Below are 24,588 nucleotides of genomic sequence, written 5' to 3'. Positions count from 1 at the left end.
AAATATGAGAGCCCTACTATTTCTATTCCTTTTTCCGTTGCTTAATTTCGGACAAACGGCATTTAACGATGCAGAGAATTTATATACCAATAAAGAATACAAAAAAGCATCTTTACTTTTAGCGCCGTTTGTTGCAGAAAACCCAAATCATTTAGAAGCCATTGAGTTATTTGGTGATGCTAACGGCCAACAAAAAAAATGGGACAGCGCTATAGAACAGTATCAGGTTTTGGTCGATAAAAGGCCGGATAATGCTAATTACCAGTTTAAATATGGTGGTGCTTTGGGAATGAAAGCACTAACGATAAATAAAATTAGAGCCTTAGGAATTATTGGAGACGTAAAACATGCATTTTTGAAAGCTGCACAATTAGATCCCGCACACATCGATGCGCGTTGGGCGCTGGTGGAATTGTATATGCAATTACCCGGAATTATAGGTGGAAGTAAGAGCAAGTCTTTGGAGTATGCCAACCAATTAGAGAACTTATCCCAAGTGGATGGCTATTTGGCTAAAGGTTATATTTACGAATATGATGCCGAACCCGAGTTAGCCGAGAAATATTATAAGCTGGCAATTACTGTTGGTGGCTCGGTAACGTGTTACGATAAACTGACTAAACTTTACGAGAAAGAAGGGAAGACTAACCAAGCGATTAGCGTTTTAGAAGCCGCAAATATGAAGCATAAACGCAATGCTTTGCATTATCAAATTGGTAAAGTCTGTGCCGATTATAATGTGCAATTAGAAAAAGGGGTATATTGTTTAAACGTTTATTTAGAGAATTATAGTGCTAACGATGGTGTGCCTAAAGGCTGGGCGTATTACCGTTTGGCACAAATTTACAAACACAAAAACAACTCGCAAAAGGCACTATTCTTTATAAATAAAGCAATTGCCGAATTACCCGATATTGCTGTTTTTAAATCGGAAAAGGAGCTAATAAATACATTGTGAACCTTTTTTTAATAGATATTCTTCAAATGTAGTGTTTGTAACTTTCCATTTTTAAGAGTATGAACCCCCTTTCAAAAGTCTTTCAAAACGTTTGAAATTGAAGCTGTAAACCATTCGGAATTTCAGCCTAAAAAAAGTATCTTTACGCCTACAAAATCAGGATATGAACGTACATTTTATAGCCATAGGCGGAAGCGCAATGCACAACTTAGCATTAGCATTACATAACAAAGGATACCAAGTAACAGGAAGTGACGACGCTATTTTTGAACCTTCAAAATCGCGATTAGCTGCCAAAGGATTATTACCTGAAACCTTTGGTTGGTTTCCGGAGAAAATCGCGTCTAATTTGGACGCTATCGTGTTGGGTATGCATGCAAAAGCCGATAACCCTGAGCTTTTAAAAGCCCAGGAATTAGGACTTAAAATTTACAGTTACCCAGAGTTTCTTTTCGAACAGTCAAAGCATAAAACCAGAGTTGTAATTGGTGGAAGTCACGGTAAAACGACCATTACTTCTATGATTTTGCACGTTATGCATTACCACGATCGCGATGTCGATTATATGGTGGGCGCGCAATTGGAAGGGTTTGATGTGATGGTAAAACTTACCGAACACAACGATTTTATTGTATTGGAGGGAGACGAGTATTTAAGTTCGCCTATAGACCGCCGACCAAAATTTCATTTGTACAAACCTAATATCGCGTTGTTAAGTGGCATCGCTTGGGATCATATAAATGTATTTCCTACCTACGAGAATTATGTGGAGCAGTTTAGTCTTTTTGTAGATAGTATTGTTGTCGGTGGAAGTATTAGTTACAACACTGAAGATGCTGAGGTAACCCGAGTGGTGGAAGCGAGCGAAAACACGATTCGTAAAATTGGGTATCACACACCAGAATACACCGTAGAAGATGGCGAAACATTCTTAGAAACCCCTGAAGGTGCTTTACCGATAGAGATTTTTGGTAAACATAATTTGAATAATCTTGCAGGCGCCAAATGGATTTGCCAACATATGGGAATAGATGAAGACGATTTTTACGAAGCCATAACCACTTTTAAAGGCGCAAGTAAACGCCTTGAGAAAATTGCCGAGAGTAAAACAAGCGTCGCCTATAAGGATTTTGCACATTCACCTAGTAAAGTAATAGCGACAACGCAAGCGGTAAAAGAGCAATACAACAACCGAAAGTTAGTGGCATGTTTAGAATTGCATACCTACAGTAGTTTAAATGCCGATTTTTTAAAGGAGTATAAAGGCGCGCTAGATGCCGCCGATGTTGCGGTGGTGTTTTATTCACCAGACGCTTTAGAAATGAAACAATTAGAGGCCATTTCTCACCAGCAAATTGCCGATGCTTTTAAACGCGAAGACTTAATAATTTACACTAATCCCGAAGATTTTAAAAACTATTTGTTGTCTCAAAATCTAGAGAATACAGCGTTACTATTAATGAGTTCTGGAAATTATGGTGGCTTAGATTTCAACGCGATTAAGGAATTAATTAAGTAAAAAATAGGCATACAACATAAATAAGGGTTCACTTTTCATTTCGAAATCGTGAACCCTTCTTGTTAAGGCGAAATAACGCATCCGTTTTTAAACTACTATCGAACAGAGTGTTAGTTATTAATAAAAAAAATGTAGATTTACTGTATGTCGGAACAGTCATCATCATTTTCAATTAAAAATTGGTCTCAAGACGATAGGCCACGAGAAAAACTATTGCACAAGGGTAAAAGCACGCTAAGTGATGCCGAATTGGTTGCCATTTTAATTGGGTCTGGAAGTCGGGAGGAAAGTGCTGTGGCCTTATGCAAACGTATTTTAGCAAGTTCAAACAACAACTTAAGTCAGTTAGGAAAGTTATCTATTAACCAACTTATGACATTTAAAGGCATTGGGGAAGCGAAAGCCATTTCCATTATTGCCGCTTTGGAGTTAGGGCGACGTCGTAGAGGAGAAGATGCTTTAAAACTCACAAAGATAACATCGAGTGCTTCAGCTTTTGAACTGTTGCAACCTATTATTGGCGATTTACCGCACGAAGAATTTTGGATTATCTATCTCAACAATTCTAATAAAGTAATTCAGAAATCACAATTGAGTAAAGGCGGAATTACAGGCACATTAGTAGATGTAAGGTTGGTTTTAAAAACAGCGCTCGAAGTTGGCGCCACAGGATTATTACTGGCTCATAATCATCCGTCGGGAACCTTGAAACCCAGTACTGCCGATAAGCAAATAACCGAGAAATTAAAAATGGCAGCCCAAAGTTTAGACCTTAAAGTCTTAGACCATTTAATTGTTACCGAAACCACCTATTTTAGTTTTGCCGACGAAGGTGTTTTGTAGTAATACGCTTTAAATAGACACAAAAAACAAGTCGCAATGAGTGATTAAAGATTAAGTTATGTATTTTTGAGTCTAAAAATTATAACTATCGGAATGCACCACTAAATGCTCTTAGTTTACACACACAAAATAACACCACGAATAAAATACATATTTAAACAAATATGTACGCGCATATTGGGTATTCCTGTAAGTTTTACAACAACAATTGAAGATTTTATTGCACACGATAGTTTAAAAATGTCGTATGCGCGGCAGTCGTTAGGTAACGAAATATTTGTGCGCTCTCATGAATTATTATTCGAACAAGGGTTAAACGATTGGGAGATAAAGGTGAACGACTGGGAGGAAACTAAATGTTTTTTTCCCAATAACGACCAAAGTGCTTTGCCTTTCGATATTTTTGCGGCTTCCTTTTATCTTATAAGTCGCTACGAAGAGTATTTACCTCATGTAAAGGACGAATTCGGTCGTTTTACAGCCAAGGAAAGTTTAGCTTATAAGCATCAGTTTTTGGAGCAGCCGGTTGTAGATATTTGGGCTTTTAAATTTCTGAAATTGTTAAAACTACAATTCCCAAATTACGACTATCAAAAGCGGAGTTATAAAATAACGCCAGTAATCGATGTGCCAATGGCCTACGATTATAGGTTTAAAGGTATAATGCGCACTGTTGGTGGAACATGTAGAGATCTTTTTGGTTTTAAGTTTAAAGAGATTTACACCCGGTATATGGTAATTTTAGGGTTTCAGAATGATCCTTACGACACCTTTAAATATATTGTAAATCGTCAAAAACATACCACGCATAAGTTTATGTTTTTCTTTTCGGTGGGCGACTTTTCGACTTACAATAAAAACAACAGTATTCAAAAAACGGGCTTTGTATCCTTAATAAAACAAGTGGGAGATTATTGTAGAGTAGGGCTAAAATCTTCATTTTTTGCCTTAGACGATAAGCCCACGTTAAAAATGGAAAAAGAACGGTTAGAACGCATTATTAATCAGGATATTCCTGCCGCAAGACAATCGTATTCTAAATTAAATTTACCAGAATCGTATCGCAATTTAACCGAATTAGAAATTTTAGAAGATTTTACAATGGGTTACATTAATCATGTTGGGTTTAGAGCAGGAACCTGCACCCCTTTTCTTTTCTACGATTTGGACTACGAAATACAAACGCCATTACGTATTAATACCTATCATGTTTTAGATTTTGCGCTATTAAAACATTATTCTTTATTAGACAAAAAAATGATACTTAATCGTATTATTAACGAAGTAAAAAAGGTAGATGGTGAGTTCGTACCCGTGTTTCATAATTATACTTTCGGCAATAGTGAGCGCTGGAGAGGATATAAAGAACTTTTTAATATTATAATAGAATCTACAAATGAGTCATAACATAACAGATGTGTTTTTCGATTTAGATCATACACTTTGGGATTTCGATAAAAATTCCTCTTTAACTTTTGAGATGATTTTTAAAATGAATGATATCAGTCTCAATTTAAACGATTTTATAAGCATTTATGAGCCTATAAATTTAAAGTACTGGAAATTATACCGCGAAGAAAAGGTTGATAAAGTGTCTTTGCGTTACGGTAGATTGAGTGACGCTTTTAAGGCTTTAAACATTACGATTGAAGATGTGGTTATTAATAAATTAGCCGTTGATTATATCACTTATTTAACCAGTTATAATCACATTTTTGAAGGCACTATAGAGCTTTTAGAGTATTTAAAACCAAAATATAATTTGCATATTATAACCAATGGTTTTGGAGAAGCGCAACAGCGTAAATTAGAAAAATCGAATATTAGTCACTACTTTAAAACCGTAACAAATTCTGAAATGGTGGGGGTTAAAAAACCCAATCCTAAAATGTTTCATTTCGCATTAGAGTTGGCAAAGGCTAAAAAAGAATCGAGTATTATGATTGGCGATAATTATGAAGCCGACGTTTTAGGTGCTTTAAATATAGGGTTGGATGCCATTTGTTTCAACTATCATAAAACAGTAATCACCGGTAACGTTAAACAAGTTAATACGCTATTAGAAATAAAATCGCTACTTTAAAAGTGTGAATAATTTATATATAAGAATGAAGAAAATAGTAATTTTTGCCGTGCTTTTTTTAGCAATGTATTCAGGATATGCTCAAAATAATATTAATAATTATAAATATGTCATCGTCCCGAATAGTTATAAATTTTTAAATAGCGCTAACGAATACAGATTAAACGAATTGACCAAGTTCCTATTCGAAAAATACAATTTCGTAACTTTTATGGAAAACGATGCGTTTCCAGACGAAGTAATCTCAAATGGTTGTTTAGCGTTACGCGCTAATGTTTTGGACGATTCTGGTTTTTTCAAAACCATTTTAAAGATAGAACTTAAAAATTGTAAAGGAGATATCGTGTATACAACACTAGAGGGCATTTCTAGAGAGAAAGACCGTGCTGTAGCTTATAATTTAGCTTTACGTGGGGCTTCAAAGTCTTTGGATGGTTTAAATTACAGCTATGCACCAGATGCTAATCAAATTATAATACCATCGGAAACGACTAGAGCGCAAGAGCAAATTAATAGTCTTAAAAAGGAGATAGAAACCTTAAGAGAAGAGAAAATTACAGGAGTAGAAACGACCGAAACGCCACAAACGAATAGAAACGTACTAAAGAAATCTGTTCCACTTCAAACAGTAATTAAAGCTACAGACAGTGCGTCGCTATATGCTCAAGAAATTCCAAATGGTTATCGAGTTGTAGACGAGACTTCAATGGTGGTTTTTACCTTGTGGCAATCAAACTTAAAAGACGTCTTTATTGTAAAAGATAACAACGCTATCGTTTATAAAGAAGCGGGCCTTTGGATCTATTCTTCCGTAGTTAAAGGAAAAACAGTATCAAAAATAATGTCACTACACTTCTAATACCCGTATTTATCTTTCCAGCGGTTTCTTAAAAATTCGCGTTGTCCATTTTCTCTGGCATTATTGCCTGGCGTGTACAACGTGGTGTTTTGTATTTCTTTAGGTAAAAATTCTTGTGGTGCGAAATTATTCTCGTAATTATGCGAATATTTGTAATCTTCGCCGTAACCAATATCCTTCATTAATTTGGTTGGCGCATTTCTAATACCCAATGGAACCGATAAATCTCCTGTGTTTTTAACCAATTGCTGGGCGTCGTTTATGGCCGTATAGGCGGCATTACTTTTTGGAGAACACGCTAAATAAGTAGCGCATTGGCTTAGAATAAGGCGCGATTCTGGATACCCAATGCTCGACACGGCTTGAAAGGTTGTATTTGCAATTACAAGTGCCGTTGGGTTTGCATTACCAATATCTTCACTCGCTAAAATAAGTAATCGGCGGGCAATAAATTTAACATCTTCGCCACCCTCAACCATACGTGCTAAATAGTAAACCGCTGCATTGGGGTCGCTACCACGAATCGATTTTATAAACGCCGAAACAATATCGTAATGCTGCTCGCCAGTTTTATCGTAACGCACCGTGTTGTTTTGTACTTTATCTAATACCGAAGCATTTGTAATGGTAACGGTATCGTTATTTTCTGCAGTAACAATAAGCTCAAAAATATTTAATAATTTTCGTGCATCACCACCAGAAAGCCTTAGTAAAGCTTCGGTTTCCTTTAGGTGAATCGTTTTTTGAGATAAAAGCTCATCTTCGGTAATGGCACGCTTTAAAAGTTGTTCTAAATCGGTTTTCTCAAAGGGATTTAAGATGTAAACCTGACAGCGTGACAATAATGCGGGGATTACCTCAAAACTAGGGTTTTCGGTAGTCGCGCCAATTAAAGTAACCCACCCTTTTTCAACGGCCTGCAATAACGAATCTTGTTGCGATTTGCTAAAGCGATGAATTTCATCTATAAATAGAATCGGGTTTTTCGTTGTAAATAGGCCGCCACTTTGTTTCGCTTTATCGATAACCTCACGCACATCTTTTACGCCGGAGCTAATGGCGCTTAAGGTATAGAACGGACGTTTCGACTCGGTAGCAATAATATTTGCCAAAGTCGTTTTTCCAATACCAGGAGGACCCCATAATATTAACGACGGGATTAAACCTTGTTTTATTTGGCTAGTTAACGCCCCGTTTTCGCCCACCAAATGTTGCTGACTTATATAGTCTGATAAGGTTTTTGGACGTAATCTTTCTGCTAAAGGTGCATTCATAATGCAAAATTAAAGGATTATATTGTAATAAAAAGGGGAGAGGTCAATTAATTTTTAGGGCGTGTTTTTTTTGTCGTTCCTCTCAAAAATAACCGGCCTATCATTACTCAATCTTTTTAAGAAGGTAAAAAGGATTTTAAACAGGCCATTCTATCCCTCACGCAACTGACATTTTAACCTCTGTTTATAAAATGGTAGCTCTTTTGCTATACTGTAACTATGAATAAACCAACCGATCCGTTTAAATTTTCCATAGATGTTATTCTCTATCCGTTATTGTTAGTGCTACTAATATGGCTTGTTTTTTCTATTGAAATCCGTTTTGGTTACCGATTCAATAATTTTGGTATTTATCCTAAAACCTTAAAAGGATTGCGTGGCGTTATCTTTAGTCCGTTTATTCATTCGGGCATAAAACATTTATATTCTAACACCATTCCGTTGTTTGTATTGTCTTCAGCCTTGTTTTATTTTTATAAAGAGGTGGCGTTTAAGGTTATTATTTACGGTATTATTATTTCAGGATTAATAACGTGGGCTATAGGAAGGCCATCGTACCATATAGGTATTAGCGGTTTAATCTATGTGTTATTTAGCTTTAACTTTTTTAAGGGTATTTTTACGAGACATTACCGGCTAATTGCTTTATCGCTATTAGTGATTTTCTTATATGGAAGTATGTTTGTTTATGCGTTTCCGATAGACGAAAAAGTATCTTGGGAAGGCCACACGGCAGGATTAATTACCGGATTTATTTTTGCGTTGTTTTTTAGAAAGAAAATAGCGAAAGTTGCAAAATACGATTGGCAACAGGAGCAGTACAACGCACAAGACGATGAGTTTATGCAACACTTTGATGCCAGTGGTAATTTTGTACCAACAGAAATAGAAGCAGAAAAAGAAAACGTTGCGCTCACAGAGACATCTGCAACGCTATCAAATCAAAATATACGCTACATTTTTAAGGAAAATAAAGAGAATGCGGAAGATAAAGACAACGATTTATAAACGTTGTCTTAACACTTCATATAAAAATACGCCACAGGCAACAGATACATTTAAAGATTCAATATCACCTAATAGGGGTAATTTTGCTTTTGCATCCACTAATTTTAATACCGAAGGGTTAATGCCGCGACCTTCAGACCCCATAATAATTGCGCAAGGCTCTTTTAGAGAAATATCGTAGATAGTATTATCGGTTTTTTCTGTGGCTGCTATTACTTTTATACCCGACGCTTGCATATAGAACATGGCGTCTTTAATGTGGTCTACTTTACAAATAGGAATTTTAAATACTGCACCAGCACTCGTTTTAATGGCATCGCCATTTACTGGAGCGCCCCCTTTTTTCTGTACTATAATACCGTTTACGCCAGTACATTCTGCTGTACGAATAATCGCTCCGAAATTTCTAACATCGCTTATTTGATCGAGCATTAAGAATAGGGGAGTTGCACCACTTGCTATAGTCTTTTCTACTAAAGTTTCTAAGTCGTGAAATGTAATTGGTGATATTTGTGCAACAGCACCTTGATGATTATTTGTAGTTAATTTGTTTAGTTTTTCAATAGGCACGTAAGATGCGTTTACGCCATTTTTTTTAATAGCAAACTCTAGTTCTTGAAATAACTCGCCTTTTAATCCTTTTTGTAAGAATACTTTATCTATTGTACTATTCGCATTTATAGCTTCAATAATTGCTCTTAAACCGAAAATTTGTGTGTCTTTTTCCATCGGCACAAAGATATAAAAAAACCACCTCGAAAAGAGGTGGTTTTAAAAATCTTATTTTATGTTTATTAATGGTTTTCCTTTAAACTAGTTTAAGTTAGTTTTTTCATAAAAATTAAAACATAAAAAAAGAGACTGATTTTCATCAGTCTCTTTTAGTATTAATTAAGTCGTAATTTAAATAACTTATTCAGCAGCTACTAAATTTCCGTCTTTGTCATAAATAGTATATAAACCACCTGATACAACAATTGTTGCAGCTACAATAGTTCCATTACCACCTGGTTCACTTGCAGGATAGTCAGATGTGTAAACATCGTTATATTCTAAAGTAGTAGTAAATGTTCCTGTTTTTCCTAATGTTAATGTTAAAGGAATAGCAAAAGCGTCAATAGGAGTTTCAGTCGGAGTTACCGTCCATAAATCTACTTCAATATTGTAAGTACCATCAGCTAAAACACCAAGAGCATAATCTACTTCTGGACAATCAGCGGTTTCTAATAAACCAACGACATCAAAATCAACGACATCACATAAGTTTTCAGTAAATTCAGAAACGATGATATCCTCGTCGTCACCATCTTCTTCAGTTACAGTTTCTAACCATTCGTAAGTAACGTCCTTGTCCCATTCTAATAGTATAGCTAAACTCTCGGTAGCAATATTTGTAATGTTAACTGTTACCGTAGCATCTGCTAATACCGTACGTACACCTGCTGCAGATATTTTTAAAACAACAGTTTCTGTATCTTCAGCAAAAATATCCATCATTGTGTTAACAGGGATGTCGAAAGAGGTTGCATAAGCAGGAACTGTGATTTCGAAACCGTCACCTGGAATACCAGTGTCAGAATCTGTAGCAGCATCGCCAGCTGTAAAATCTACACCTTGGGTCGCTGTTCCAGAAACAACTTCTATTTTAAACTGAGAGGGCATGTTTATCGCTTTTTCCATTGTAAATGGAATAACATCAGAACCACCTTCAGCAATCGTTAAAGAACTAACAGTTGTAGATGCAGATGTCTTAGGCTGAGTGTCCATTCCATCTAAGTCATCGTCCATACAGCTAAAAAAGCACACTAACGTAAGTGCTAGCAAAGATGATTTTAAACTTGTTTTTAATATGTTTTTCATTTTAATATTTTTAATATTTAATTATTGTTTTACATAAGTCGATTCATATAAACGGTCACCAGATTCAAATGTAATAGTATAAGTGATTACAATGTCTCCAGTAACTGGATCAACAGAACCAGAACCAGATACTTGATTTGAATATAGACTTACTAAATTTTGACTTTCAACATTAATTGTTCCACATACATCTGAAAATGTAAATCCTTCTGTCCCACCAATTGATCCATTAACAGCCCCAGGACCGTAAGAACCAACGGTTGCAGTTCTAAAAACGTTTACAGATTCCATAGTAATACTTTCAGGTTGTTCGTTCACTAAACCTCCATCACTTACACGTATCGTAGAAACGTCATAAGTAAAGGCGTCTACTTGTGATTGACAACCAACAAAGTTTATTGTTAAAGTGTCATTTAAATCTGATATAACTGAACCAGTTGATGACGTTAAATTTAACTTTAAAAAAGTTGGGGTATCAAGATCTAATCCTCCAGTGTTAATAGTCACAGGAATTGTTCCGAAGTTTTCTCCAGCTGGAATAACAAAAGAGCTAGTCGTTAAATTATATTCATTTCCTGCTACTGCAGTCGATGATGGGTCTACTGTAAAAGTAACGGCTACGTCTGATTGAGTAGGGTATCCAGAGTTTCCACCAAGTATACTTACAGGGTAGTTTTTCTCTACTGCCCCTTCATCTACGAAATAACTTTCATTTTCTGTTTTCTTAGCGAAACCAATAAGGTACGCACTATTTTCGATGCCTTGTAATCCTCCTTCATCTTCATCATCTACTAAACAAGAGAAGTTTAGCGCAGATAATGTAAGAACAAGCAATAATATTTTTATGTTTTTCATTTTTCTAAGTTTTAGCAATTTTTAATTAGTTTACGTCCCAGAATAATCTGTCGTTAAACGCTGCTGATCCTGGTTGGTTAGGCACGTTAGCAGAGTTAGAAGAAGATTCTGATGCAGGATATAATAATCTATATGGTAATTTAGATTGTTCTGCAATGATTGGTAATGGAACCGAAGGGAAACCTGTTCTATTGTAATCTATAAAAGATTCCATAGCGTTAATTCCTGTAAGGGCGATCCATTTTTGAGTCATAATAGCTTCAATTTTATTAGTCGAACCTGCATATCCAATTCTATTAGTATTACCAGATGCTGTAATGTATGTCGCTGCAGATCCTGCACCTAATATATCAAACGATGCTTGAATACCTGAATTAAATAATTGCTGAGCGTTACCTGAAATATAAAGTCTTTCAGCAGCTTCTGCTTGTAAGAAGAAACTTTCTGCAGCAGTAAATAAGAAACTATCTTGGTCTGGGCCTTTTAAGAAACCAGGACCTAATTCAGATAATTCTGGTGGAGCAGTAGTATTAGTTGCTCCTTGTTGAACACCCGTTACATTTCCATCATCAGGACCTTGAGTTACTGGCTCGTACATACGTGTAAGTCTTGGGTCAGGTACGTTAGTAGATAAACCATCTTCAGTTTGTGATCCTTTTAAGAATTCAGCTTGGTATTCAGAAGGTACGATAAAATCATTATCGAACGTATCGTTACCTGCTGTATCTTGACCGTAGTTTTCCCAAAATGGATTTAATTGCCCATCAGCGTTAGCGTAACCTGGGTTTATAGTAGCATCAGTCGTTAAAAAGTTAGTATCTAATGCTGCATATTGATCTGCTAAGTAAGACGCTGTTTCAGAATCAGTCGCTGCTAATTCAGATTGTCTTAATAGAATTCTAAGCTTTAAAGTATTAGCTACTTGAATCCATCCATTTGCATCACCAGCAAAAACAGTGTCTTCAACACCTACTGGGTTTGCAGCACTATAGTTGTTTAAAGTACCAATTGCTGTGTTTAATTCTGTGATTAAATCTCTATAAATAGATTTTGAATCATCGTAAGCAGGAGTAAAGTTTTCACCAAATTGTAATGCTTCACTGTAAGGAATATCTCCATATACGTCAGTTAAGAACTGGAAGTAATAAGATTTCAATATTCTAGAGATCGCTTTATGGTTATTGTATTCCGCCCCTTCATAATTTATAATGGCTTGGTAAGTACCCATCCCTGCGTAGATATCTCTCCATATCACAGATCCTGGTCCATAAGTTTGTGTAAAGTTCAATCTGAATTCATCTTGAAAACCACCAGTTACGTTATTAATATCGCCTGCCCATTGGTTCATAAAGATACTTCCAGTTTCGCTACCAGTAACCTCAAATCTATAGCGAGGTGCTTGTATCGCTCCAGCTAACAATAAGTCTGGAGTTACGTTTTCTGTTGTAAACCCTACTTCTGTTTCGTTGATATCTAGGGTACTTTCGCACGCTAATGTAGATACACCTAAAGCAAGAAGTATGAATCCTTTATTAAAATATTTTTTCATTGTTTATTTTTTTTAAAATGTTAAGTTAAGACCTAAACCAAAAGTTCTTGTTGGTGGTAAAGCCGACTGTTCTGTAATACCTTGTGCATTTCCAGTTGAAAATCCAGATTCTGGATCACTATACCCTCTGTTTTCAGATGGTAAAACTGTAAATGGGTTTCTAGCATTAGCACTAATTCTTAAACCTGTAATCATTGTATTCTTTAAGAATTTTTTGTCCAATTCATAAGATAATGATAATTCTCTCACTTTAAATGCAGTGGCATCCACTATGTTGTTTTCTCCAATACTTCTATAGTTACCAAAGAAGTTAATGTAAGAACCAGCTGTGGTTCCTCCAGAAGGCACAGATGTATTCGTTGCATAAACACCAGGAGATGTTTCTACTACAGAGTTTGGCCAAATAAACGCACCACGACCACCTTGAGCAGTTTCAACTGCGTGACCAGACCATGTTATGTTTTCCTTGTGATGAGAATAGAACACATGTCCTGTTCTGTAATCCATAGTAGCAGATAAAGTAAAAGCTTTATACGTAAAATTCGTATTTAAGTTAACGATGTGTTTAGCAGTCGTTCTACCAGCAATTTTTAAACCAGCTGCTTCCGTAGGATTTCCTGCAGAATTAATAATAACTCTTCCTTGAGGATCTCTCTCGTAAGAATTTGTTTGAATTACTGGGAAAGCTTCACCTTCTATAGCAAATACTTCAGCACGCCCTGTGTAACCACCAAGAGATACTTGTTTTGCTTGGTCTGATACTTTAACAACTTCGTTGTCTGTCGTAGAATAGCCTACGTTAACATCCCATTTAAAATCTTCACTCTTTAATACTTTAAGACCTAAATCAAATTCTAAAGCGTATCCTTTAGTTTCTCCAATATTAATTCTTGTATTAGCTAAACCTGAAGCATCTGAAGTATTAATTCTTACAATTTGATCTGTCGTGTTAAAGCTAGAATAACTCGCATCTAAAGTAACACGGTTTTTTAAGAAACCAAGAGATAAACCAACTTCTGCAGTGGTTGTAAACTCAGGCTGAAGAAAAGGATCTGTAATAGTTTGATCTACAACAAAAGAGTTTTGACCGTTAAAAGGGAAACCACCTGCTGTGTTGTACGTTTGCTGAATAGCATAAGGACCAACACCACCATCGTTACCAATTTTCACATAGGCTGCAGTTACTTTCATGTAGTTTAATACATCACCACCAAAATTATCGAATGCTTTAGTAGGGATAAAAGAACCACTTATAGAAGGGTAGAAGAATGATTGGTTAGCTTTATTTAAAGTAGATGACCAGTCATTACGCCCTGTTAATGTTACAAATAAGAAATCTTCGTAACCAAAATCTAAGTTAGCAAAAGCACCAATTCTAGAATTAGAACTTCTATAATCTGTTGTTCTTGGTAAATTATCTGCGAGAAGTTCAGAACTTGGTCCACTAGAAAGGTTAGGAATAGTATAAATACCATCTACCGTTAAACCATTACCACCAGCTCTTACAAAAGCATTTTTAAAGTATTGGTTGTTTAAACCTATGTTAGCTCCAAAAGATATTTTTTCGGTTAACATATAATCTAAATTCATAAAGAAATCGGTATAGTACTGACTACTTCTATCATTACGGATGTCTACCTGAGAAATTAATGATCTATTTCCTCCTGTATTGTCAATGATCTCCTTTGGCTCTGTATAACCATTTTGGTACGATAAACTTTGGCTAGTATTAATTCTAGCATTACTTAATAATTTAAAAGAGATGTTATCGTTTACTTTGTATCCTAAATCTCCAGTTAAACTTAAGTTATTAGACTCTCCTTCAGAACGTTGATTAGCAAGATTCCAGTAAGGATTTGTAAAATAAGCATTCCAGTTTCCTTCGTTTCCAGAGTTTTCAAATGCAGTAACAGGAATGTTTGATGCAGATTGTAATAATTGTGTATTTAAATCACCATTATGTCTTTCAACAGAAGTATTTGTGTAAATAAGATTACCTCCAACACTCCAGTTACCTACAGTTTTACCTGTATTTAAAGTAAGTGTATTTCTTTTTCTTTGATCACCAGGAATAATAAATTCATTCAAGATATTTCTAGCACCTAAAGTAAGGTATCCGTCTTCATCACCAGAAGAGAATAAGATAGAGTTTTGTCTTGTTATACCTGTTTGAAAAAATTCTTTCATACTGTCACTTCCTCTACTTGAGTAAGGAGCCATTACGAACGAACCATCAGCTTGAGGTAATCCAACAGGAACCATTTCTCCGTCAAATTCTGGACCCCATGCACCGTTTTCGTAGATAACGTTTTCGAAACCATTTCCTAAATCCCATCCTTGACCATAACGGGTCTGTTTTTCTGGAACATAAGCGACACTTTCAAAATCGATAGAACTATTCACTTGAATAGTCATTTTTCCACCTTTTGTTGATTTCTTAGTAGTAACTACAATTACACCATTAGAACCTTGCGATCCGTATAATGCAGAACCTGCAGCACCTTTAATTACGTTTAAAGATTCCACTTGGTTTGGATCTAAAGCATTTAAAAAGGTTGTGCTAGAAATTGCACCATCAATAACCACTAAAGCCTCATTGTTACCTGAGATCGAACGGTTACCACGAAGAACAATTCTGCTATCTCCAGAAACACCATTACTAGTTTGAGAAATAGTTAAACCAGATACTTTACCTGATAAACTGTTTACAACACTAGGGTTGTTAGCTTTAGCCAGTTCTTCAGTACTAACAGTTTGATAAACGGTTGTTACCTCGTCTTTCTTACGTTTAATACCTAGCGCCGTAATAACTACCTCGTCGATAGCTGCTACGTCTACTTCCATTGTAAAACTAATTGTGTTAGCTGCACCTACAGTTTTGTCAACGCTCTTATATCCTACAAATGAGTAAGAAATAACATCGCCTGTGCTTGCAGATATCGCGTAGTTTCCGTCGAAATCCGATTGCGTACCACTGGTAGTGCCTTTAATAACAATATTTACTCCAGGTAACGGTAGTCCGTTTTCATCGGAAATCGTTCCTGAAATTGATTTTTCTTGTGCGAACGTGAGTTGCACAACAAACGCTAGAAACAGCGTTAAAATTCCACTAAACTTTGTTTTCATTTTATATTTTATTTGAATTAGTCTAGGCCAAAAATCATAATAAAAAGTTAATAAAACAATATTTATTGGTTAAAATTTCAAAAAACTTTAAAAAAACGTGTATTATTTCTGCAGATACTTAGAAAAAGGAAGATAAACTGAGATGAATATTGGAGTTTGAGAATTCGAATTCCTGAGATTCTGTCTTCCCATTAGCATAATTTAATTTTAATACCCCAGCTCTTGTTATAATACCAAAACCAATACCAAAGCCATATAAGTTGTTTTTTTGTTGGGTAAGTGTATTATTTAATGTCGCATAATCTATAATGCTATGCGCATAGATGGTCTTGCTTAATCGGTAACGGTACTCGGTATTAATCACTGCAAATTTTGTAGCTAACAAACTTTCTTCCGCAAAGCCTCGAATGGAGTTTATACCTCCAAAACGGAATAATTCGTTCTCCAAATGGTTTTTAGTATTTAATAAAGCACCGCTCACTTTAACAAAAAAACTGTTTTGAGCGTTAAATTTAATATTATGAAAGGTCGTTACAGCTAGTTTGGTCTGTTTTTCGCCGGTGTTGTCTCGTGTTCTTTTGCCTAACCCAGCTTCTAATGCGAAATAAGTGTTTATAGGGAAGAGTAGATCGGATGCGTTTCTGTTTTCAAAAGTATATTTCGACGTGTAAAAGTTGGTGGTATAATCGTCGGTAGTCGTAAAAACTGGATTTTTTAATAAACTATTGGAGGTGTAAGTATCAATTCCTAAAAAAAAGCGCGATTTTGTATCTATCTGATAAAATACTTTAGCACTTTGTTTCACGGTAGTAAACGACGAGTCTTTCTTTAAGATGTTTAATTCGAATTCGGTGCCAATAGGAGTGTTAAATAAATAGGGAAGGTTTAAAGCAACATCGAAAGTTTTCTGTTCATTTTCGGTACTCTTATAATGAAGCGCAAAAGATTCGCCAAAATTAAAATTATTATTAAGGTCTAAATTTATAAAACCGTTAAATTCTAGAGTGTTAGTTTCCTCATTGGTACTAAATCCTAAATACCCATCAAAAGCATTGCTTTGGGTTTTTTCAAGATAGAGGTATAAAGTTGTAGAGTCTTTACTAAATAATACCTCTGGGTCTTTAATTTGTTTTGCAAAACGAAGATTGTTTAAACCATTTAGCTTTTTTTTAATGGTTTCTATATTAAAACTTTTTTGAGGGGTTATTTTTAAAAAACGTCTCAAATAGGATTTAGGGAATTTTTCATAGCCTTTAACAACGATCGCATCTAGTTTTCTTTTTTCTGTAGTATTACTAATTTTTAATTCGGCTTGTAGCGTGTTTTTGTTTTTAGCTGAAATGTTTTCAAGGTTTAATTGCGCAAAGGGGAATCCGTTTTTTGAAACTTTAATAGTGAGGAAATCTAAAGTCGCTTCGATGTCTTGAAAGGGAATAGTAAATTCGTTTTCGGTTACTAACTTTGAAATGTGTTTCACCTCCTTAGGATTAATCGTATTCTTATTAAATGTAATCGTGATGTATTCGTATTTTGAATGCAACCGAACTTGATATGAAAACGTACTATCGTTTTTTTTGGAGTTATTAATAAGTGTGTGATTAATATAACCGTCGTTATAAAGAGATTCTTTTAAGCTGCCTAGAGCATCTAAAACCGCAGAGGCCTCTGGAAATTTTTTTAAGGTACTGTAGTTTTTTAAAATCTCAGTAATAGAATCTGTTTCTCCTGTCACTTCTAAGTATAGGTTTTGGGCTACCGACGTTGACGAAAGGATTATAAAAATAATAAGGAATACAAGAGGTTTTTTTTTCACTAACACAGTCATTTTAAACGGGTATAAAATTAATGGAAAAAACTAATGGAATGTTATAAAGAAGCTGTTTTTTTGAAATTCTATTGAAAATTAATTAGTTATGATTTGAATTATTAATTAAAATGCATACATTTGCACCCCTCTTAAACAGAGGTAACGTAAAATTATATATAAAAATATATGCCAACAATTTCACAATTAGTACGAAAAGGAAGAACCAAAATAACCAAGAAGAGTAAATCGGTTGCCTTAGATTCGTGTCCTCAAAGACGAGGGGTATGTACGCGTGTTTACACAACAACACCAAAAAAACCAAATTCAGCGATGCGTAAAGTAGCGCGTGTAAGGTTAACAAATGGTAAAGAAGTAAATGCTTACATCCCTGGAGAAGGACACAATTTACAAGAGCACTCGATAGTATTGGTTAGAGGTGGAAGGGTAAAAGATTTACCAGGAGTTAGATATCACATTGTTCGTGGCGCTTTAGACACCGCAGGTGTAGAAGGAAGAACGCAACGTAGATCTAAGTATGGTGCAAAACGCCCTAAAAAGTAATTAAAACTTTAAGAAGAAGACATGAGAAAAAAAGCAGCAAAAAAGAGACCGCTTTTACCAGATCCACGGTTTAACGATCAGTTGGTAACACGTTTCGTCAATATGATGATGTGGGACGGTAAAAAGTCAGTAGCTTTTAAAGTATTTTACGATGCAATTGATATCGTAGAGTCAAAGAAAACAGACGAAGAAAAAACAGGTTTAGAAACTTGGAAAGATGCTTTATCTAACGTTATGCCTCACGTAGAAGTACGTAGTCGTAGAGTTGGTGGTGCAACATTCCAGATCCCTAATCCTATTAGAGCAGATCGTAAGGTTTCAACAGCGATGAAATGGTTAATTACCTATTCACGTAAAAGAAATGAAAAATCGATGGCGCAACGTTTAGCTTCAGAGATTTTAGCAGCAGCTAAAGAAGAAGGAGCGGCGGTTAAGAAAAGAGTAGATACTCATAAGATGGCTGAAGCAAATAAAGCATTCTCTCACTTTAGATTTTAATAAGAAATGGCAAGAGACTTAAAATATACAAGAAACATAGGTATTGCTGCTCATATTGATGCTGGTAAAACAACAACAACAGAGCGTATTCTTTTTTACACAGGTGTATCTCATAAAATTGGAGAAGTTCATGATGGAGCTTCTACAATGGACTGGATGGAGCAAGAAGCAGAACGTGGTATTACAATTACGTCTGCCGCAACAACTTGTGATTGGACATTTCCTAAAGAAAATGGAGAGCCAACAGCTGAGGCAGTAGACTATCACTTTAATATTATTGATACTCCTGGCCACGTAGATTTTACTGTAGAGGTAAATCGTTCATTACGTGTGCTAGATGGTTTAGTATTCTTATTTAGTGCTGTTGATGGTGTAGAACCACAATCTGAAACAAACTGGAGATTAGCCGATAATTATAAAGTTCCTAGAATTGGTTTCGTTAACAAAATGGACCGTCAAGGATCAGACTTTTTAGAAGTGTGTCAGCAAGTAAAGGATATGTTAAAATCTAACGCTGTGCCAATAGTTTTAAACATTGGTGAAGAAGAAGATTTTAGAGGTATCGTTGATTTAGTAAAAAACAGAGCTATTGTATGGCATGATGACAACTTCGGATCTACATTTGATGTTGTTGCTATTCCAGAAGAAATGAAAGAGGAAGTACGTAAACATCGTGCCTTCTTAATCGAAGAAGTAGCTAGTTATGATGAAAACTTACTAGAAAAATTCATGGAAGATGAAGATTCTATTACAGAAGAAGAAGTGCACGCTGCACTTAGAGCTGCTGTAATGGATATGGCAATCATTCCTATGATCTGTGGGTCGTCATTTAAAAATAAAGGTGTACAATTTTTATTAGATGCTGTTTGTCGTTACTTACCTTCTCCTATGGATAGAGAAAGTGTAATAGGAGTTAACCCAAACACAGATAAAGAAGAAAGACGTAGACCAGATGTTAAAGAGCCTTTTGCTGCTTTAGCGTTTAAAATTGCTACCGATCCTTTCGTAGGACGTTTAGCATTCTTTCGTGCGTATTCAGGTCGTTTAGATGCTGGTTCGTACATCTTGAATAACCGTTCAGGTAAAAAAGAGCGTATTTCTCGTATCTACCAAATGCACGCCAACAAACAAATTGCTATTGATTATATCGAAGCAGGAGATATTGGAGCGGCAGTAGGGTTTAAAGATATTAAAACGGGTGATACGATGTCTGATGAGAAACATCCTATTGTTTTAGAGTCTATGGACTTTCCAGATCCAGTAATTGGTATCGCGGTAGAGCCAAAAACTAAAGCAGATGTTGATAAATTAGGTATGGCGTTATCTAAATTAGCTGAAGAAGATCCTACGTTTACAGCACGAACTGATGAAAATTCAGGTCAGACAATTATATCAGGAATGGGTGAGCTTCACTTAGATATCATTGTAGACCGTTTACGTCGTGAGTTTAAAGTGGAAGTAAACCAAGGTCAGCCACAGGTTGAATACAAAGAAGCTATTACACAAGTTGCGGAACACAGAGAAGTTTACAAAAAACAATCTGGTGGTCGTGGTAAGTTTGCCGATATTGTATTTACTATTGGACCAGCAGATGAAGGTGTTGTTGGATTACAGTTCTTGTCTACAATTAAAGGTGGTAACGTTCCTAAGGAATTTATCCCTTCTATTGAAAAAGGATTTAAAATGGCTATGGTTAATGGACCACTTGCAGGTTACGAAGTAGATTCTATGAAAGTAACTTTAAAGGATGGATCTTACCATGATGTCGATTCGGATCAATTATCATTCGAATTAGCAGCTAAATTAGGATTTAAAAATTCTGCAAAAGCAGCAAAAGCTGTTATACTGGAACCTATTATGAAACTTGAGGTAATTACTCCTGAAGAAAATATGGGTGACATAGTAGGAGATTTAAACCGTCGTCGTGGACAATTAAGTGATATGGGAGACAGAGCCGGAGCAAAAACTGTAAAAGCGACTGTACCTTTATCAGAAATGTTTGGTTATGTAACAACATTAAGAACATTGTCTTCAGGACGTGCAACATCAACAATGGAGTTTTCACATTACGCTGAAACCCCTTCAAATATATCAGAAGAAGTAATCAAAGCTGCTAAAGGCACTGAATCGTAAATCTTAAGGAAATGAGTCAAAAAATAAGAATAAAATTAAAATCTTACGATTATAATTTAGTAGACAAGTCTGCTGAGAAGATTGTAAAGACAGTAAAAAGTACAGGAGCTGTAGTGACAGGGCCAATCCCGTTACCAACTCATAAGAAAATTTTTACTGTATTACGTTCACCACACGTAAATAAGAAATCGAGAGAACAATTTCAATTAAGCTCTTACAAGAGATTATTAGATATTTACTCTTCATCTTCTAAAACAATTGACGCTTTAATGAAACTTGAATTACCAAGTGGCGTAGAAGTTGAGATTAAAGTTTAAGTAAAATAGTCCGGAGGTAACACTTAAGACGCTTATTTAAAATAACCTAAATTTATTTAGGGTATCTAAGAAGAGATTTCTATTTTTGCAGAAATCTACATGTCCTTAACGACTGGTTAAGGAAAAACGGTAAAAATACAATTCAAGGCTGAAAATGTATTTTCGGCCTTGTATTTTAATAAGGGTTAAGTCGCGACTTAATCACAGAAAAAATAAAATGGACAAATCGCGAGTTGTCTATAATATAATAAACAATAATTATGTCTGGGTTAATTGGAAAAAAAATCGGTATGACCAGCATCTTCGACGAGAATGGAAAGAATATTCCATGTACAGTAATCGAAGCTGGACCATGTATCGTTACCCAAGTCAGAACTGAAGAAGTTGATGGCTATGGAGCTGTTCAACTTGGTTTCGATGACGCGACAGAAAAAAGTGCTACTAAAGCAGACCTAGGTCACGCTAAAAAGGCAGGAACTTCTGTAAAACGCAAAATCGTAGAATTTCAAGGTTTTGATAAGGAGTACAATTTAGGTGATGCAATCACTGTAGAGCATTTCACAGAAGGTGAATTTGTAGATGTTTCAGGAACATCAAAAGGTAAAGGATTTCAAGGGGTTGTAAAACGTCATGGTTTCGGTGGTGTAGGTCAAGCTACTCACGGTCAACATAACCGCTTAAGAGCACCTGGATCAATTGGAGCTGCATCTTATCCAGCACGTGTATTCAAAGGAATGCGTATGGCAGGAAGAATGGGTGGAGACTCAGTAAAAATTCAAAATTTAAGAGTTTTAAAAGTAGTTGCTGAAAAGAACCTACTTGTTGTTAAAGGGTGTGTACCTGGACACAAAAACGCTTATGTAATTATTAGAAAGTAATGGAAATAGCAGTTTTAGATATAAACGGAAAAGAAACAGGTAGAAAGGCAAACCTTTCTAACAGTGTTTTTGCTATAGAGCCTAATAATCACGCTGTATATTTGGATGTTAAACAATATTTAGCAAACCAAAGACAAGGAACTCACAAATCGAAAGAAAGAGCTGAGATTTCTGGAAGTACACGTAAGATTAAGAAGCAAAAAGGAACAGGTACTGCAAGAGCAGGTAGTATTAAGTCTGGTGTGTTTAGAGGTGGTGGACGTATGTTCGGCCCAAGACCTAGAAGCTACACAATGAAACTTAATAAAACGTTGAAGCGTTTAGCACGTAGATCGGCATTGAGTATCAAAGCGGGTGAGAAGTCAATTATGGTATTAGAAGATTTTAATTTCGACGCACCAAAAACAAAAAACTTCACTAACGTATTAAAGGCTTTAGACTTACAGAATAAAAAATCTCTGTTTGTGTTGGGTGATTCAAATAATAATGTATATTTGTCTTCACGTAATTTAAAAGGTTCTGAAGTTATAACTAGTTCAGAATTAAGCACTTACAAGATTTTAAATGCAAGTAGAGTAATCCTTTTAGAAGGTGCTTTAGAAGGAATTGAAACGAATTTAAGTAAATAGAGAAACAATGAGTATCTTAATTAAACCTATAATCACAGAAAAAGCAACTGCAAACAGTGAGTTAAACAACTGCTTCAGTTTTTTCGTGAATACCAAGGCGAACAAGGTAGAAATTAAAAAAGCGGTGGAAGCTGCTTATGGCGTTTCTGTTGAAAAAGTTCGTACTATAAATGTCCGTCCAGATAGAAAAACTAAGTTTACAAAAACTGGTATTCAACATGGTAAAACAAATGCTCTTAAAAAAGCAATTGTACAACTGGCGGAAGGTGAGATAATTGATTTATACACTAACATGTAATTAAAAACAAATGTCAGTAAGAAAATTAAAACCAATCACACCAGGACAGCGATTTAGAGTAGTAAATGGATTTGACGCCATCACTACTGATAAGCCGGAGAAGAGTTTATTAGCTCCGAAAAAACGTTCAGGTGGAAGAAACAGTCAAGGTCGTATGACTATGCGCTACATAGGTGGTGGTCATAAGAAAAGGTACCGTATCATTGATTTCAAAAGAAACAAAGTAGGAGTTCCTGCTGAAGTGAAATCAATTCAATACGATCCTAACCGAACAGCGTTTATTGCGTTGTTAAATTACCAAGATGGTGAGAAAACTTATGTCATTGCTCAAAATGGCTTACAAGTTGGACAAACCGTGGTTGCAGGCGAAGGTAGTGCTCCAGAAATTGGAAACGCTATGCCTCTAGCGACTATTCCCTTAGGAACTATTATATCTTGTGTTGAATTACGTCCAGGTCAAGGAGCTGTTATGGCTCGTAGCGCTGGATCATTTGCACAATTAATGGCAAGAGACGGTAAATTTGCATCTATTAAATTACCATCAGGTGAAACAAGATTAATCTTGGTTACGTGTATGGCGACAATAGGAGCAGTATCTAACTCAGATCATCAATTATTAGTTTCAGGAAAAGCTGGTAGAAGTAGATGGTTAGGTAGAAGACCGCGTACAAGACCAGTAGTAATGAACCCAGTCGATCATCCAATGGGTGGTGGTGAAGGTAAATCTTCTGGTGGACATCCACGTTCTAGAAATGGAATACCTGCTAAAGGTTATAGAACCCGTTCTAAAACAAAAGCGAGTAATAAATATATTGTAGAACGTAGAAAGAAATAAGATATGTCAAGATCACTAAAAAAAGGACCTTACGTTCATTATAAGCTAGAGAGAAAAGTTGCTGCTAACGTAGAAGTTAACAAAAAGACAGTAATTAAAACATGGTCTAGAGCCAGTATGATTACTCCAGATTTTGTTGGACAAACAATAGCAGTGCATAACGGTCGCCAATTCGTACCTGTTTACGTAACAGAGAATATGGTAGGTCACAAGTTAGGAGAATTTTCACCAACAAGATCTTTTAGAGGTCACTCTGGTGCTAAAAATAAAGGTAAAAAGTAGTAAGCTATGGGAAGTCGTAAAAAACAAATGGCAGACGCTATCAAGGAAGGTAAAAAGCAAATCGCTTTTGCAAAACTTAATAACTGTCCTACATCACCGAGAAAAATGCGTTTAGTAGCCGATTTAGTAAGAGGTGAACGCGTAGAAAAAGCACTTAACATTTTAAAGTTTAGTTCTAAAGAAGCATCAAATCGTTTAGAAACGTTGTTAGTATCAGCTATCGCTAACTGGCAAACAAAAAACGAAGACGAAAGCATCGAAGAAGCAGAACTTTTTGTTAAGGAGATTACAGTGGATGGCGGATCAATGTTAAAAAGATTGCGTCCAGCGCCACAAGGTCGTGCACACAGAATTAGAAAACGTTCTAACCACGTAACAATTGTGGTAGGAGCTAAAAACAATACACAAAGCTAAGA

General features: G+C 35.7%; 24 protein-coding genes. 17 read left to right on the top strand and 7 right to left on the bottom strand.

The window, feature by feature from the left end; translation table 11 throughout:
• Positions 1-4 precede the first annotated feature (4 nt).
• From ES677_RS07855 to ES677_RS07830, 6 genes are all read left to right on the top strand, one after another.
• A complete protein-coding gene (locus ES677_RS07855) occupies positions 5-958 on the top strand; it encodes a tetratricopeptide repeat protein (RefSeq protein ID WP_148370013.1) in 954 nt (317 codons plus the stop codon).
• 163 nt (positions 959-1,121) lie between these two features.
• A complete protein-coding gene (locus tag ES677_RS07850) occupies positions 1,122-2,477 on the top strand; it encodes a UDP-N-acetylmuramate--L-alanine ligase (RefSeq protein ID WP_148370012.1) in 1,356 nt (451 codons plus the stop codon).
• A gap of 144 nt (positions 2,478-2,621) precedes the next feature.
• A complete protein-coding gene (gene radC / locus ES677_RS07845) occupies positions 2,622-3,320 on the top strand; it encodes a RadC family protein (RefSeq protein ID WP_148380948.1) in 699 nt (232 codons plus the stop codon).
• Between the two features lie 105 nt (positions 3,321-3,425).
• Positions 3,426-4,727 (top strand): polysaccharide deacetylase family protein, encoded by a 1,302-nt coding sequence (locus tag ES677_RS07840; RefSeq protein WP_148370010.1) that lies wholly within the window; start codon positions 3,426-3,428, stop codon positions 4,725-4,727.
• Positions 4,717-5,403 carry a YjjG family noncanonical pyrimidine nucleotidase gene (locus ES677_RS07835; protein ID WP_148370009.1) on the top strand — a complete coding sequence of 229 codons (687 nt, stop codon included), beginning with the start codon at positions 4,717-4,719 and terminating at the stop codon, positions 5,401-5,403. Before ES677_RS07840 ends, ES677_RS07835 begins: the two co-directional genes overlap by 11 nt.
• 25 nt (positions 5,404-5,428) lie before the next feature.
• The gene (locus ES677_RS07830; RefSeq protein WP_148370008.1) at positions 5,429-6,262 is read left to right on the top strand and encodes a hypothetical protein; all 834 of its coding nucleotides are present in this window, start codon (positions 5,429-5,431) and stop codon (positions 6,260-6,262) included.
• Here the strand turns inward: ES677_RS07830 and ES677_RS07825 are convergent.
• Positions 6,259-7,536 (bottom strand): replication-associated recombination protein A, encoded by a 1,278-nt coding sequence (locus tag ES677_RS07825; protein WP_148370007.1) that lies wholly within the window; start codon positions 7,534-7,536, stop codon positions 6,259-6,261. The two genes, ES677_RS07830 and ES677_RS07825, sit on opposite strands and share 4 nt — an antisense overlap.
• Before the next feature lie 219 nt (positions 7,537-7,755).
• On the opposite strand from ES677_RS07825, the gene ES677_RS07820 reads away from it, so the two are divergent.
• A complete protein-coding gene (locus tag ES677_RS07820) occupies positions 7,756-8,544 on the top strand; it encodes a rhomboid family intramembrane serine protease (RefSeq protein WP_148370006.1) in 789 nt (262 codons plus the stop codon).
• On the opposite strand, the gene rlmB is transcribed toward ES677_RS07820, so the two are convergent.
• The 6 genes from rlmB to ES677_RS07790 all read right to left on the bottom strand — a co-directional run bounded on the left by rlmB (position 8,539) and on the right by ES677_RS07790 (position 17,747).
• On the bottom strand, positions 8,539-9,273 hold the full coding sequence (gene rlmB / locus ES677_RS07815) for a 23S rRNA (guanosine(2251)-2'-O)-methyltransferase RlmB (protein WP_148370005.1): 735 nt from the start codon (positions 9,271-9,273) through the stop codon (positions 8,539-8,541). The two genes, ES677_RS07820 and rlmB, sit on opposite strands and share 6 nt — an antisense overlap.
• A gap of 183 nt (positions 9,274-9,456) precedes the next feature.
• Positions 9,457-10,404 (bottom strand): hypothetical protein, encoded by a 948-nt coding sequence (locus tag ES677_RS07810; RefSeq protein ID WP_148380947.1) that lies wholly within the window; start codon positions 10,402-10,404, stop codon positions 9,457-9,459.
• A 21-nt stretch (positions 10,405-10,425) separates the two neighbouring features.
• Positions 10,426-11,238 carry a hypothetical protein gene (locus ES677_RS07805; RefSeq protein ID WP_148380946.1) on the bottom strand — a complete coding sequence of 271 codons (813 nt, stop codon included), beginning with the start codon at positions 11,236-11,238 and terminating at the stop codon, positions 10,426-10,428.
• Positions 11,239-11,284: 46 nt separating this feature from the next.
• Entirely contained in the window at positions 11,285-12,808 is a 1,524-nt protein-coding gene (locus ES677_RS07800) for a SusD/RagB family nutrient-binding outer membrane lipoprotein (protein WP_148370002.1), read from the bottom strand.
• A gap of 12 nt (positions 12,809-12,820) precedes the next feature.
• Positions 12,821-15,934, bottom strand: coding sequence for a SusC/RagA family TonB-linked outer membrane protein (locus ES677_RS07795; protein ID WP_148380945.1), 3,114 nt, complete (start codon positions 15,932-15,934; stop codon positions 12,821-12,823).
• Positions 15,935-16,052: 118 nt separating this feature from the next.
• A complete protein-coding gene (locus tag ES677_RS07790; protein ID WP_246124401.1) occupies positions 16,053-17,747 on the bottom strand; it encodes a BamA/TamA family outer membrane protein in 1,695 nt (564 codons plus the stop codon).
• Between the two features lie 180 nt (positions 17,748-17,927).
• Here ES677_RS07790 and rpsL point away from each other — a divergent pair, with 180 nt between their 5' ends.
• The 10 genes from rpsL (at position 17,928) to rplV (ending at position 24,586) form a co-directional block, all read left to right on the top strand.
• Complete coding sequence (gene rpsL, locus ES677_RS07785) at positions 17,928-18,302, top strand: 30S ribosomal protein S12 (RefSeq protein ID WP_092133886.1); 375 nt, start codon at positions 17,928-17,930, stop codon at positions 18,300-18,302.
• Positions 18,303-18,323: 21 nt separating this feature from the next.
• A complete protein-coding gene (gene rpsG / locus ES677_RS07780; protein WP_148369999.1) occupies positions 18,324-18,800 on the top strand; it encodes a 30S ribosomal protein S7 in 477 nt (158 codons plus the stop codon).
• Between the two features lie 6 nt (positions 18,801-18,806).
• Positions 18,807-20,933, top strand: coding sequence for an elongation factor G (gene fusA / locus ES677_RS07775; protein ID WP_148380943.1), 2,127 nt, complete (start codon positions 18,807-18,809; stop codon positions 20,931-20,933).
• An 11-nt stretch (positions 20,934-20,944) separates the two neighbouring features.
• Complete coding sequence (gene rpsJ / locus ES677_RS07770; RefSeq protein ID WP_008992279.1) at positions 20,945-21,250, top strand: 30S ribosomal protein S10; 306 nt, start codon at positions 20,945-20,947, stop codon at positions 21,248-21,250.
• Positions 21,251-21,510: 260 nt separating this feature from the next.
• A complete protein-coding gene (gene rplC / locus ES677_RS07765; RefSeq protein ID WP_148369997.1) occupies positions 21,511-22,128 on the top strand; it encodes a 50S ribosomal protein L3 in 618 nt (205 codons plus the stop codon).
• Positions 22,128-22,757: a 50S ribosomal protein L4 gene (rplD, locus tag ES677_RS07760; RefSeq protein WP_148369996.1), complete on the top strand. Its 630-nt coding sequence runs from the start codon at positions 22,128-22,130 to the stop codon at positions 22,755-22,757. Before rplC ends, rplD begins: the two co-directional genes overlap by 1 nt.
• A 7-nt stretch (positions 22,758-22,764) precedes the next feature.
• Positions 22,765-23,055, top strand: a complete 291-nt coding sequence (rplW, locus tag ES677_RS07755) for a 50S ribosomal protein L23 (RefSeq protein WP_092133874.1) — start codon at positions 22,765-22,767, stop codon at positions 23,053-23,055.
• A 10-nt stretch (positions 23,056-23,065) separates the two neighbouring features.
• Positions 23,066-23,890, top strand: a complete 825-nt coding sequence (gene rplB / locus ES677_RS07750; RefSeq protein WP_148369995.1) for a 50S ribosomal protein L2 — start codon at positions 23,066-23,068, stop codon at positions 23,888-23,890.
• A 3-nt stretch (positions 23,891-23,893) separates the two neighbouring features.
• Entirely contained in the window at positions 23,894-24,172 is a 279-nt protein-coding gene (rpsS, locus tag ES677_RS07745; RefSeq protein WP_148369994.1) for a 30S ribosomal protein S19, read from the top strand.
• A 6-nt stretch (positions 24,173-24,178) separates the two neighbouring features.
• Positions 24,179-24,586 carry a 50S ribosomal protein L22 gene (gene rplV / locus ES677_RS07740; RefSeq protein ID WP_148369993.1) on the top strand — a complete coding sequence of 136 codons (408 nt, stop codon included), beginning with the start codon at positions 24,179-24,181 and terminating at the stop codon, positions 24,584-24,586.
• Positions 24,587-24,588 lie beyond the last annotated feature (2 nt).

It is taken from the genome of Bizionia gelidisalsuginis (assembly GCF_008086185.1).
In the GTDB taxonomy this organism is placed as follows: Bacteria; Bacteroidota; Bacteroidia; order Flavobacteriales; family Flavobacteriaceae; genus Bizionia; species Bizionia saleffrena.
Note: the sequence above shows the minus strand (reverse complement) of the source record. Positions and strands in the feature narration are given on the sequence as shown.